Here is a 12,496-nt window from a genome sequence, read left to right on the forward strand (position 1 = left end):
TGCAGATTTCGCCGACGTTTGTCATGACCGATGATCAGGTCGCGGAGATGGCAGCAGGGATCCTCGCAGCCCTCGGCTGATGTCAGTTGCGGCGCCGGAAGAGTTTCTCGATTCGGCGCCGCACAGCGTTGGGTGCAGGTTCGAGTTCCAGAACCTCTTGTTCCGACTGCTTGGCGTAGGCCTGGGTGTACCGCTCGTGCAGTACCGAGCGAATTTCGTCCGGAGAGTAGGCCCGACGCTGGCGTTCGCCGCGCGCAACGAGAACCCCGGTGGCGGCAACGCCCATTGCACCGGCGAGGCCGACCAGTTTCCAAACGTGCGAGGCGCGCAGAGGAGTACGGAGTTTCATCCCTCTACGCTAGAGGCATGGACCGACGATTGCTTTCGCAGGTGAGTCTCGACGAGGCCGCCGCGGCGACCCGCACGGGCGACATCTGGATCTTCCGCGGAGAGTCGACGGCGGACCGGGCCATTCAGACACTGACCAACAGCCCCGTCAACCACGTCGGAATGTCGGTCGTGATCGACGACCTCCCGCCGCTGATGTGGCATGCGGAACTCGGTCACTCGCTGCAGGACATGTGGACCGGACGCTTCCAGCGTGGTGTCCAACTGCACGATCTGCGATCGGCCGTTCAGGTCTGGGGCGCCAAGTACGGGCAGCGTGGATGGTTGCGCCAGCTCGACCACGAAGTCACCCGGGAGCAGGAAGACGCTCTGCTCGAGACGATCGCGCGGCTGGACGGTACGCCTTTCCCGTCGACGGCCAAGCTTGCTTCGCGCTGGTTCGGCGGCCGAATCCCGAAGCTGCGCAAGAAGTCCGACGTATCGGCAGTGGCCGTCGAGAGCGCCTACTGCGCCGAAGTGGTTGCCAAGACCTATGAAGCGATGGGTCTGCTCGTCGGCAATCGTCGTGTCAACTGGTTCGACCCGGGCAAGTTCTGGAGTGGAGATCAGTTGCCCCTCGCGCCGGGAGTTGCGCTCGGTGACGAGATCTCGGTATCACTGAGTGCACGTGACCTCGAGGCCGGACGCAATCCCGCCGGGTACTCACAAGGTTCGTGACGGCTCGGCGACGACGCGGCCGCCGACTTCGAGCCAACCTTCCGGAGAGAAGGTGGTGTGAAGCACCGATCCGCGTCCCTGGGTGATGAGCAGTGATTTCCTCAATCGGTCCGTGATGCGCAGCGCTGCAGATCCGGTTGCCTCGTCCTCGGCGATTCCCATCACCGGTGCGAACATGCGTGCGCGGATGGCAGCTTCGAGCTTGTCCTGCCACGCCCACAGATACGAATGATCCGCCTCGTAGTCGGACGGATCTGCGTCGATGACGTCGTCGACCGTGTCCATCGGATAGATCGCGAATTCCGGTGCCCATTCGGCACGCGCGCGTACCCACGTCAAAGCGCCGGATTGGCGGACGTCGACACTGCCGGCAGGAACGTCGAGGGCGCTCACGCGACGGCCTTGTTCGCCCAACCACCACGTGGCACCGACGGTCGGGTGTCCGGCGAAGGGGAGTTCTGCTGCCGGAGTGAAGATCTGGACCCGCGCACGCGAGGCGCCGTCATCCGGAACGTCGATGAAGATGGTCTCGCTGTAGTCGAGTTCCTTCGCGACGGCTTGTCGATCCGATTCTGCAACCGTGGACGCGTCGACGATTCCCAACGGATTCCCGTGCTTGCCGTTCTCGTCCGTGAAGACCCGGACCACACTCACCTCGAGACCCATCGGTCCACCCTAGCGCGCGAAAAGCCCTCCCCACCTTCACGGTGGGGAGGGCTCGTCGAACTGCACTCAGGTCCGAGTGATCAGACCTGTGCGGCAGAGAGGATCTCGTTGGCTTCGACAGCCTGTGCGACGCCCGCGACGATGGAACCGGCGCGGATCGCTTCGAAGATGACCTCGCGGTCGACACCTTCCTGGCGGAGGGTGTTCTCGTGAGCTTCGAGGCAGTGGTTGCAGCCGTTGATCGCGGACACTGCAAGCGACCACAATTCGAAGTCGGCCTTGTCGACGCCCGGGTTGCCGATGATGTTCATCCGCAGGCCGGCACGAAGGTCGTCGTACTTACCGTCGAGGTAGCCCTTGGTGCGGTAGAAGACGTTGTTCATGCCCATGATCGACGCTGCGCCGAGAGCGGCGTTGTATGCCTCTGCCGACAGGTTGTCGGCAGCCTCGGAAGCAATCTCCTTGAGCGTGGACGCAGACTTGGTGGCTGCGGCCGTTGCGAGGAGCGTTCCCCACAACTGCTGCTCGTTCAGGACCGTCGTGCGCGCAATGGAACTCAGGTTGAGCTTGAGGTCCTTCGCGTACTCGGGAAGCGAGTTCTTCAGGTTCTCGACGCTCATACTCAGACGCTCGCAGTCAGGAGCTCGCCGGCGTTGATGGTCGGGTCGCCCTTCTTCCAGTTGCATGCGCACAGCTCGTCGCTCTGGAGAGCGTCGAGGACGCGGAGAACCTCGTCGACGTTACGGCCGACGGAACCGGCTGTGACGGAGACGAACTGGATCTCGTTGTTGGGGTCGACGATGAACGTCGCGCGGTCTGCAACGCCGTCGGCGTTGAGGACGCCGGTGGCCTCGGCAAGCTCGCGCTTGAGGTCCGAGAGCATCGGGAAGGGGAGGGTCTTGAGCTCTTCGTGCTGTGCACGCCACTGGAAGTGCACGAACTCGTTGTCGACGGAAGCGCCGAGAACCTGAGCGTCACGGTCTGCGAACTCTTCGTTGAGCTTGCCGAATGCAGCAATCTCGGTGGGGCACACGAAGGTGAAGTCCTTGGGCCAGAAGAAGACGATGCGCCACTTGCCTGCGTAGTCGTCACTGGTGACGGTGGTGAAGTAGTCATCGGGCTGCTGGGCATCGACCTTGGACAGGTCGCCGCCGATGACAGCCGTGAGGTTGTAAGCGGGGAACTGGTCGCCGATTGTGAGCAGAGCCATGTGTCTCATTCTCCTACGTGTCTCGTGAACAGGAATTTCTTGCGCACACGATCCGGCTGTTCGGACTGTCACGGCCGAACGTGCTGGATCGAGAGGGTTTGTCACCGTCAGCGGGTCGGACGGTTTCGACTGGAGTGTCGAGGTTGTGACCGGCGCTTTTTGGTATGAGTCCATTCTGCATCAAACCGTTCAAAAGGTAAAGGTGATGGGTGGCACTACACTGATAGGCATGTCTGATCAGACTTATCAACCTTCCTTGTCACAGCTGCGTGCCTTTGTGTCGGTGGCCGAGTACCGGCACTTCGGTACTGCCGCAGCGCGTTCCGGTGTGAGCCAACCCACACTGTCGCAGGCGCTGGCAGCTCTCGAGGCGGGACTAGGGGTCAAACTGATCGAACGTAGTACGCGGCGCGTGCTCGTGACCGCGGACGGACAGCGCTTGCTCGGTCAGGCCAAGCAAATCCTCGAGGCTGCCGACGGTTTCGTCGCGAGCGCGGCCGGCTCGGGCGACTCTCTGACCGGACCGCTACGCATCGGGTTGATCCCGACCGTTGCGCCCTACATTCTTCCGGGGTTGTTGCCGGAGCTGCGCGAGAAGCTGCCGTCGTTGGCGCCGCAAATAGTCGAGGATCAAACGGCGCGCTTGCTTGATGCCCTGCGATCGGGAGCGCTCGACGTCGCGGTGTTGGCGCTTCCTGCCGGAACACCTGGCCTGGTGGAAGTTCCTGTGTACGAAGAGGATTTTGTGATGGTCGTGCCGAACGATCATTCCTTGGCCGGACGTGTCGATCTCACGGCGGACGTGCTCGACGCGCTGCCGTTGCTCTTGCTCGACGACGGCCACTGCCTGCGTGACCAGACGTTGGATCTGTGCCGTTCGGTAGACGCCCATCCGCTTGCCGGCGACACGCGGGCTACCTCTCTCGCGACAGTCGTGCAATGTGTGGCCGGGGGACTCGGGGTGACTTTGGTCCCGGAATCGGCTGTTGCCGTGGAGGTTCGACGCGGGGACTTGTCGACGGCGCATTTCGCTTCGCCGGCTCCAGGTCGCACGATCGGCGTCGTGTCCCGCTCGTCGAGTGGCCGAGCAGAAGGATTCCGTCAGCTGGCCGAGCTGGTCCGTTCGGTCAGCCCGACGGTTCCTCGATGACGTGACTCGTTCGACGTCGACGTGAAAGCTAGTCGAGAGAGCCTTCTTTCGCGGCAATGACGGCTCCGGGATTGAGAATTCCCAGCGGGTCGAGCGCATCCTTGACCCTGCGATTGAGGGCCATGACGTCTTCACCCAACTGTGACGGCAGCCAGTCGCGCTTGAGTCGACCGACCCCGTGTTCGCCGGTGATCGTGCCGCCGAGCGCGATGGCGAGATCCATCACCCGTCCGAATGCGATCTGTGCGCGTTCGGACATGTCCGGGTCTGCGGGGTCGAAGACGATGAGCGGGTGGGTGTTTCCGTCTCCGGCGTGCGCCACCGTGCAGATCAGGACGTCGAGGTCGTCTGCGATGGCTTCGACCCCGGTTACCAGCTGGGGGAGTGCGCGCATGGGAACGCCCACGTCTTCGAGAAGCAGACTTCCCATCGCGAGCACGGCCGGGAACACCGCTCGCCGTGCCGCCGCAAAAGCGTCACCTTCGGCCTGGTCATCGGTGGCGAATACTTCGGTGGCTCCGTTGTTTTCGCACGCCTGAACAATCGTCTCGATTTCCAGCACGCCTGCCGCGCCGGGTGCGTCGGACTGCGCGAGCAGTAGTGCGTGAGCCTTGCGGTTGAGACCCATGCGTACCGAATCCTCGACAGCATTGATACTGGCGTGATCCATGAACTCGAGCATCGCCGGACGCATGTTGCTGGTGATCGCCAAGACCGCGTCGGCAGCTTCTTGTACCGAGTCGAACGACGCGACGACGGTTGATGCGGGCGGCTGCGCGGGAATCAAACGCAACGTGATTTCCGTGATGATGCCGAGAGTGCCCTCGCTGCCCACGAACAGTTTGGTGAGTGAGAGTCCGGCGACGTCCTTGAGAAGGGGACCTCCGAGGCTGACAGCTGTACCGTCCGCCAGCACGACCCGGAGTCCGAGAACGTAGTCGGTGGTAACTCCGTACTTGACGCAGCAGAGTCCGCCGGCGTTGGTGGCTGCATTGCCGCCGATGGAACAGATCTCGAAGGACGACGGGTCAGGTGGGTACCAGAGTCCGTGCTCTGCGGCGGCTTTCTTGACCTCCGCATTCATCAAACCGGGCTGCGTAACCGCCACCCGGGCGACCGGGTCGATCGTGATCTGTCGCATTCGCTCGGTGCTGACCACTATGCAACCGTCGACGGCGCTGGATCCACCGGACAGGCCCGAGCCGGCACCTCTGGGAACCACCGGCACGCGGTTGGCGGTTGCCCATCGCATCACGGTTTGGATGTCTTCGGTGCTCGTAGCGCGAACTACGGCAGCGGGACGGCCGGCGGTCGGATCGGCGGCCCAGTCCTGGCGGTAGCCCGCGGTCACATCCGGATCCAGCAGGACCGCTCCCTCGGGGAGTGCCGCTACCAATTCATCGAGGGCTGAAGAACTCGCGGGAGTCATACTCTCATCATGCTCGACGGAGTTCGACGATGCGCCAATTCGCGAGACCACAGCCCGAGTCTGTCGCGCCTGATCAGTTCAGCGTTGTCCGGCAGCGATCCTCCGAGTTGCCAGTTGAAGCCCTAGCGGCCCTTCTGCTTTCCGGAGAACCGGCCACCCGAACTCTTGGTCCCACCGGACTTCCCGCTACCTGATTTGCCGCCCGCCTTGGCCTTACCGGAACCGGCGTTGCGTCCGGATATGTTCTTCGCGGTGCCGGCGCCCTTAGCTTTCTGCCCGTTCTTGGCAGCTTCTGCGCGACGCTCGCGGGCCGCGATCTTGGCCTTGACGGAGCCCTTGATCTTCTCCGCCGGCTCACCGTTTCGGCCGCGGGAACTCTGCGCCGTTCGGCCCCGCACGATGCCGATAAGTTCCTCGACCAGATCTGTGGTCTTGGACTCCATCCATGCCAAAGCCACAGGAGCCTCGGGCGCACCGTCCACCGGACGGAAGGTCAGGTCCTTGCGATGGTGGAACCGCGCCAGCGAATGGGGAACCACGACAACTCCGACGCCGGCGGCCACCAACTCGATGGCGTCGGCGATGGTCGCGGGTCGCTCGGCGGCGGTCTTTCCGGGACGGGTCGGCCAGTCGAGTCTGTCGTCGAGAGGATCGAGCACTATCTCGTCGGCCAGATCGTCGACGGAAATCTGATCGACAGTAGTGAATACGTGATCTTTCGGTACCACCACCACCGGGGTTTCCGCATACAGCGAGATGGCGCTGATGCCGGTCCGGTCGATCGGCAGTCGAACCAAACCTGCATCTGCTTCACCGGCGCGAAGTGCAGCTTCGAGTTCGAGAACCGGGAACTGAACAAGTTCCAGACGCACCTCGGGGAGCCGCTCGTGCCACACCCGGACCCACTTGGTGGGCGTCACCCCCGGGGCGTACGCGAGTCGAAAAATTGCCTGACTATCCGCGTCTGTCACCAGGCAAGGCTACCGCCTTGGTAAAAGCACCCGTATCGGCTGGTTACTCTTGTTGCATGACGTCGAACAAAACTCCCCAGACGATGAAGCCGACGACGGCTGCCAAGAAGCTGGGTGTGTACCTGGAAGCAACACCTGCGCAGTTCCAGGAAGGCGACGTGACTCGTGACGAGCTGACCGCTCTGCAGACCGATCCGCCGGAGTGGCTGCTGGAGCTGCGACGCACCGGACCGCATCCTCGCCCGGTCATCGCAGCCAAGCTGGGCGTATCGATCGCCGGCCTGGCCCGCGGCGGTGTCGAAGAAGCACTCACCACGGATCAGATCGCCGCACTCCTCGAAGAGAAGCCCGAATGGCTCGAAAAGGAACGCGCTGTTCAGGCCGAGGTGCGGGCCGAGAACGTTCGCATCAAGGAAAAGCGCGCTGCGCGTCGTAACCAGCCGCGGAAGGCTCGTAGGGGCTGACGCCCCCTGTGCGCCTTTTTGGTAGCGATGACTACCAAAAAGGCGCACAGGCGCTAGCCTTCTACGACGCTCAGCTCGTCGAACACGATTTCACCCGCGGCATCCGATTCCGGGATGTCGACGACGGCAAGCAGTGCCCATCCGTGATCGCCCTCCGGATCCTCGAGCACCTGCCGCACCCGCCAGAACTCACCCTCTTCGGTGACCTGGAAGAGCGCCGGCCCGCGCGCCGATGGCCCGGTTCCGATGGTTGCGTACTCCTCGAAGTACGGGAGTAGTTGCTCTTCCCACTCGGCGGCGTCGATACCGTCCTCGAGGTTTTCCAGCTCGTTCCACTGCCGACGCGACGCGAGGTCGATGCGTCGGAACATCGCATTGCGCACCATGACGCGGAATGCGCGCGGGTTCGCCGAGATGGGACGGGGAATGTCGGCGCCGAACGCAACCTCTTCCGTGTCTGCCTCGGCTCCGGGGTCGGTGAGTGACTCCCATTCGTCGAGCAGGCTCGAGTCGACCTGACGGATCAGCTCGCCCAACCACTCGATGATGTCTTCGAGTTCCTCGGTGCGCGCTTCGGTCGGAACGGTCTGTCGCAGCGCGCGGTAGGCGTCGGCGAGGTAGCGCAGGACGAGACCCTCGGACCGGGTGAGTCCGTAATGGCTGATCAATTCGGCAAACGTCATGGCGCGTTCGATCATGTCGCGCACCACGGACTTGGGGGAGAGGGCGAACTCGGTGATCCACGGGTGGCCACCCCGGTACATTTCGAAAGCCGGGAACAGCAAGTCCGACAACGGTTTCGGCCAGGTGACCTCTTCGAGGAGTTCCATGCGCTCCTCGTACTCGATGCCGTCGGCCTTCATCTGCGCCACCGCTTCGCCACGAGCGAAGTGCTGCTGCGCCATCAGAACCTGACGCGGATCGTCGAGCGTCGACTCGATGATCGAGACGACATCGAGTGCGTAACTGTCGGATTCGACGTCGAGAAGTTCGAATGCCGCCAAGGCGAACGGTGAGAGTGGCTGGTTCAAGGCGAAGTCGCGTTGCAGGTCCATCGTCAACCGAGCCATGCGGCCGTACTCGTCGGGTTCGTCGAGGCGTTCCACGATGCCGGCGCTGAGCAATCCGCGATACAGCGAGATCGCTTTGAGGATGTGCTTGCGCTGCGCCGGACGCGATTCGTGGTTGTCCTCCAACAGATGCCGCATCGCGTCGAAGCAGTTGCCCGGGCGGGCAATGACATTGAGCAGCATCGAGTTGCTGACCGAGAATCGCGATACCAACGGTTCGGGCGATGCCGCGACCAAGCGGTCGAACGTCGCTTCGCTCCAGGACACAAACCCCTCGGGAGCCTTCTTGCGTTGAATCTTCTTGATCTTCTTCGGATCGTCGCCGGCCTTGGCGACTGCCCGCAGATTCTCTACTTCGTGTTCGGGTGCCTGGACGACGACGGTGCCCATCGTGTCGTAGCCTGCACGACCCGCGCGACCGGCGATCTGATGGAACTCGCGGGCTTTCAGATGCCGAGTGCGGACGCCGTCGTACTTGGCCAGACCCGTGAGCAGCACTGTGCGGATCGGGACGTTGATTCCGACGCCCAGAGTGTCAGTACCGCAGATCACCTTGAGAAGTCCGTCCTGCGCGAGAACTTCGATGAGCCGTCGGTACTTGGGCAACATGCCAGCATGGTGAACGCCGATGCCGTGCCGGACCAGGCGCGAGAGTGTCTTTCCGAACCCCGTGGTGAAGCGGAAACCGCCCAGCGCTTCGGCGATCGCTTCCTTCTCTGCCTTGGAACAGAAGTTGACGCTCGTCAGTGCCTGGGCGCGTTCGAGGGCGGCGGCCTGCGTGAAATGCACGATGTAGACGGGGGACTGGTTGGTGGTCACCAGATCTTCGATGGTTTCGCCGACCGGCGTGGTCGCGTACGAGAACATCAAAGGCACAGGGCGTTCCGTGCCGGAGACGACGGTGGTCGGCTTCCCGGTGCGACGCGTCAGATCCTCGGAGAAGAAGTCGACCTCACCGAGAGTTGCCGACATCAAGAGGAACTGCGCGTGCGGCAACTCTATGAGCGGAACCTGCCACGCCCAACCTCGATCGGGTTCGGAGTAGAAATGGAACTCGTCCATCACGACCTGGCCGATATCGGAGTTCGGGCCCTCTCGCAGTGCGAGATTCGCGACGATCTCTGCCGTCGCACAAATGATCGGCGCCGACGAGTTCACGGCGGCGTCGCCGGTCATCATGCCGACGTTCTCGGCACCGAAGACCTCACACAGTGCAAAGAACTTCTCGCTCACCAAGGCCTTGATCGGCGCTGTGTAGTACGTGCGCTTGCCGAGCGACATCGCATAGAAATGCGCGCCGATCGCCACCATCGATTTGCCTGACCCGGTCGGCGTCGCAAGGATCACGTTTGCACCCGAGACCAACTCCATGACGGCCTCTTCTTGGGCCGGGTAGAGCGTCAAACCTCGTTCGATGGTCCACGAAGAGAAGGCGTCGAAAACGGAATCAGGATCCGCGTTGTCGGGGAGGAGTTCCGTCAGCAGCACTCGTACAGGCTAGCCGCAACCGTGGATCAGGTTGCGCTTCGCTCGTCCGAGCCCATGGCGTCGAGCACCGCCATGCGGGTGGACGACGTTCCGGTGATGGTGTTCTCGCCGACCCCGGAGATCAGCATGTGGCGCCAGCGAGCCTCGTCGAAGACGAGTGGTGCGGTGCTGGAAAGAAAATCTTCGACGATCTGCAGGAAACGCATCGGATCGTCGCGGAACGGGAAGTGGCCCGAGCCGCGGAAGACTTCGAGGCGTGAGTTCGGCATCGCCGCGTGCGCGAGGTGAGCGTGGGAGACGGGAATGACGGAGTCGTCGTCGCCCCAGATCAGTTGAACCGGCAGATTCTCGGTCAGATAACAGCGGTCGAGCATCGTGACGACCTGTCCGCGCCAGTCCACGACGGCCCGCAGCGTACGAAGGTAGGCCTCGTAGGCAGTGGGGTCGGGGAGATCAGCGAGCACTCGAATCAGGTCCGGTGTGTCGTGCAACATGGTGCCGGGACGCAGATTTGAACCGTGAACTACGCCGGCAAGGTTCCCGGCCATCCGGACGAGCGGCATCGCACCAGGTATCCGGAGCAGCTTTACCACCTCGTTGACCACCGGAACGGACATGAGGCGAAGCAGCGGATGGACGTCCTTGGTGACGCCACCGGCCGAGACCAGCACGAGGCGATCCACCATGTGTGGGAATTGGTAGGAGAACTGCATCGCTACGCCGCCGCCGAGCGAGTGCCCGATGACGGTGACGTGCTCGATGCCGAGCGTCGACAGAAGATCCCGCATGCCGTTGGCGTACGCGGCTACCGAGTAATCCGCGCGTGGCTTGTCGGAACGGCCGTGACCCAACAGGTCAGGTGCGATGACCGTGTACTTCTTGGCGAGGTGGGGAATGATCTCGGTCCACGTCGACGAGTTGTCGCCGATTCCGTGCAGGAGCAGTACTGCCGGACCCTCGCCGGCTATCCGAAATGCGCGTCGGTAGCCGTGAATCGTCCGGAACATCATCCGCGGTTCCTCGTCGGGGACCGGTCGGAGCTGACGGTTCCGTGGTCTGCTCATGTCGCCTCCTGGCTCGGCGTGTGACCACGTTGACTGTCTGCTCCAGTTGTTGAGCCGTCAACGAAAATCACACAGAGTTTGAGGCTATCCGACGGATGTGTCCTGAACAACAGCCCAGGTAACGGAGGGGTTGCGGAATGCGCACAATGTCGAATTATGCGCCCCGCCCGTCACATTTTCGTCAGTTGTCGCCTCGATCGAGGTCTCCAGCTGAGCCGAAGTCGTCATTTCCTGCCTGTTCGGCCAGGAACTTTTCGAACTCTGCGCCGATCTCGTCACCGCTGGGAAGGTCGGCCTCGCCGGCCAGAAGGGACGACTGTTGTTCCTGAGCGGCGACAAAAGTGTCGTATTGACGCTCCAAAGCGTGGACTACAGTCTGAACTTCTTCGTTCCCGGCTATGTGCTCGTTAACCTGTTCCCGAACGCGCGCCGCGGCCTCACCCAGTGCAACCAAGGGCAACTCCAGATCCGAAACCTCGGAAACGTTTTCGAGCAAAGTTTCTGCGGCGCCCGGGTAGTCCGTTTGCGCGAGGTAGTGGGGGACATGCACCGAAAAGCCCATCGCCTCGTGCCCGTGCTGAGACATACGAAGCTCGAGCAGTGATGATGCGCTGCCGGGAACCTGCAATTCACCTGACCAACGCTGATGGTCCTGGATCAGGTCCTTGTTGGTCGAATGTGCTGTCACACCCAGCGGTCGGGTGTGCGGGATTGCCATCGGAATCGCGTTGAGCCCGATGGTTCGACGCACTCCCAACTGTTCGGACAACAGACGAACGGCTGTGGTGAACCGCTCCCACTTGAGGTCCGGTTCCATCCCCGCGAGCAGCAGGAACGGCGTGCCGGCCGTATCGCGCAGTGCGTACAGATTGAGCGCCGGAGCGTCGTAATCGGAGAAATGATCGGCCTTGAACGTCATCGTCGGTCGACGTGAGCGGTAGTCGATCAGCTCGTCGACAGCAAACGACGCGACAAGCTCGGTCTCGAGGCTTTCGCGCAGATGCGTCGTCGCCAACTTCACGGCGTGACCGGCGTCGGAGTAACCCTCGAGTCCGTGAATCAGGATCGGTCCCTGGCCGTCGGCAGCCGCCAACTGGGGCGCCGGAAATTCCAGCTCGTACATCCTCGACTGTTCGTCCATCGCAGTCCCCTTCGCTCTTCGGTCTTGATCTCAAGTGTCCACTATCGGCGCACGCGCGACAGCATCGGAGTCAGGTGCCCGACAGCACTGGATCAGACGTTCATCGGTAAGAACACCGAGTCGGTGACCGATCATTCCCGATCCGACGAGACGGGCGTTCGCCGAGAGCGAAGCCGAGCGGTATCTTTCGACACTTGGCCTGGGCGTTCGCTAGATGTCGGGTGCGCGGCTTCGGACATGGCAGAGTGGAAGACAAGGTCGGCACGGCCGATTTGTCCGAAATGGAGTGGTCGATTGTCGGGATCGGTCGAGTGCGGAGGCTTACATGCGGGTGTGTCCACGAACCTCCAGGCGAGTGGCCGCATGCTCACTTGCTGCGGTGGCCGCCGTTGCATTACTCGCGGGCTGCTCCGGGTCGGTCCAAGGTGCACCCGTTCCGGACTCCGCGCCGGCGACTGCCGGTGCGACCGACAGCGGCTCGGCGGCGCCGAGTACGACGGCTGCCCCCAAATCCACGACGCCGAAATCCACCTCTCCGAAAACGGCGGCACCGCTGTCCGAACTGCTGCTGACTCCCGAGGAATTCCCTGAGCCCTTCGGCGCTGTTGTGCTGCCCCCGCAAGCCGTTCCGATGGCAGCGCCGGATCTAGTCGGCGTCCCGCGCGGTGCCACCGTCGATCCGTCCGAATGTGAGCCACCGGAACAGGATTACGGTCCGAACGGGACCGTGATGGCGGTCGGGACCGACAACGCGACGAGGGCAACGATTTCGGTCGAA

General features: G+C 62.8%; 12 protein-coding genes and 1 pseudogene. 4 read left to right on the top strand and 9 right to left on the bottom strand.

Annotated elements, in window-relative coordinates; genetic code table 11:
* Positions 1-82: 82 nt before the first annotated feature.
* Positions 83-349 (bottom strand): hypothetical protein, encoded by a 267-nt coding sequence (locus tag RWT78_RS22990; RefSeq protein WP_058227955.1) that lies wholly within the window; start codon positions 347-349, stop codon positions 83-85.
* Positions 350-366: 17 nt separating this feature from the next.
* Here RWT78_RS22990 and RWT78_RS22995 point away from each other — a divergent pair, with 17 nt between their 5' ends.
* Positions 367-1,065, top strand: coding sequence for a hypothetical protein (locus RWT78_RS22995; RefSeq protein WP_003942163.1), 699 nt, complete (start codon positions 367-369; stop codon positions 1,063-1,065).
* Here RWT78_RS22995 and RWT78_RS23000 read toward each other — a convergent pair.
* From RWT78_RS23000 to RWT78_RS23010, 3 genes are all read right to left on the bottom strand, one after another.
* Positions 1,051-1,731, bottom strand: coding sequence for a PhzF family phenazine biosynthesis protein (locus RWT78_RS23000; protein ID WP_314681101.1), 681 nt, complete (start codon positions 1,729-1,731; stop codon positions 1,051-1,053). The genes RWT78_RS22995 and RWT78_RS23000 overlap by 15 nt on opposite strands.
* An 80-nt stretch (positions 1,732-1,811) precedes the next feature.
* Positions 1,812-2,351 carry a carboxymuconolactone decarboxylase family protein gene (locus tag RWT78_RS23005; RefSeq protein ID WP_003942122.1) on the bottom strand — a complete coding sequence of 180 codons (540 nt, stop codon included), beginning with the start codon at positions 2,349-2,351 and terminating at the stop codon, positions 1,812-1,814.
* A gap of 2 nt (positions 2,352-2,353) precedes the next feature.
* Entirely contained in the window at positions 2,354-2,941 is a 588-nt protein-coding gene (locus RWT78_RS23010; RefSeq protein WP_003942119.1) for a peroxiredoxin, read from the bottom strand.
* Positions 2,942-3,170: 229 nt separating this feature from the next.
* Between RWT78_RS23010 and RWT78_RS23015 the strand changes: the two genes are divergently transcribed.
* The gene (locus RWT78_RS23015) at positions 3,171-4,091 is read left to right on the top strand and encodes a LysR substrate-binding domain-containing protein (RefSeq protein WP_314681105.1); all 921 of its coding nucleotides are present in this window, start codon (positions 3,171-3,173) and stop codon (positions 4,089-4,091) included.
* A gap of 28 nt (positions 4,092-4,119) precedes the next feature.
* Here RWT78_RS23015 and RWT78_RS23020 read toward each other — a convergent pair whose 3' ends face one another.
* Together RWT78_RS23020 and RWT78_RS23025 are read right to left on the bottom strand one after the other, a co-directional pair.
* Positions 4,120-5,520 (bottom strand): FAD-linked oxidase C-terminal domain-containing protein, encoded by a 1,401-nt coding sequence (locus RWT78_RS23020; protein ID WP_314681107.1) that lies wholly within the window; start codon positions 5,518-5,520, stop codon positions 4,120-4,122.
* Positions 5,521-5,642: 122 nt separating this feature from the next.
* On the bottom strand, positions 5,643-6,491 hold the full coding sequence (locus RWT78_RS23025) for a LysR substrate-binding domain-containing protein (RefSeq protein WP_003942255.1): 849 nt from the start codon (positions 6,489-6,491) through the stop codon (positions 5,643-5,645).
* Between the two features lie 56 nt (positions 6,492-6,547).
* On the opposite strand from RWT78_RS23025, the gene RWT78_RS23030 reads away from it, so the two are divergent.
* Positions 6,548-6,955 carry a DUF5997 family protein gene (locus RWT78_RS23030; RefSeq protein WP_007732807.1) on the top strand — a complete coding sequence of 136 codons (408 nt, stop codon included), beginning with the start codon at positions 6,548-6,550 and terminating at the stop codon, positions 6,953-6,955.
* Between the two features lie 53 nt (positions 6,956-7,008).
* Here RWT78_RS23030 and RWT78_RS23035 read toward each other — a convergent pair whose 3' ends face one another.
* The 3 genes from RWT78_RS23035 to RWT78_RS23045 all read right to left on the bottom strand — a co-directional run bounded on the left by RWT78_RS23035 (position 7,009) and on the right by RWT78_RS23045 (position 11,718).
* On the bottom strand, positions 7,009-9,513 hold the full coding sequence (locus RWT78_RS23035; RefSeq protein ID WP_314681112.1) for a DUF3516 domain-containing protein: 2,505 nt from the start codon (positions 9,511-9,513) through the stop codon (positions 7,009-7,011).
* 26 nt (positions 9,514-9,539) lie between these two features.
* Entirely contained in the window at positions 9,540-10,577 is a 1,038-nt protein-coding gene (locus RWT78_RS23040; RefSeq protein WP_007732813.1) for an alpha/beta fold hydrolase, read from the bottom strand.
* A gap of 181 nt (positions 10,578-10,758) precedes the next feature.
* Entirely contained in the window at positions 10,759-11,718 is a 960-nt protein-coding gene (locus tag RWT78_RS23045; RefSeq protein ID WP_003942198.1) for a proteasome assembly chaperone family protein, read from the bottom strand.
* Positions 11,719-12,073: 355 nt separating this feature from the next.
* Here RWT78_RS23045 and RWT78_RS23050 point away from each other — a divergent pair.
* A pseudogene (locus RWT78_RS23050) lies at positions 12,074-12,496 on the top strand (sensor domain-containing protein); the annotation flags it as partial.

It is taken from the genome of uncultured Rhodococcus sp. (assembly GCF_963525155.1).
GTDB classification, from domain to species: domain Bacteria; phylum Actinomycetota; class Actinomycetes; order Mycobacteriales; family Mycobacteriaceae; genus Rhodococcus_F; species Rhodococcus_F qingshengii.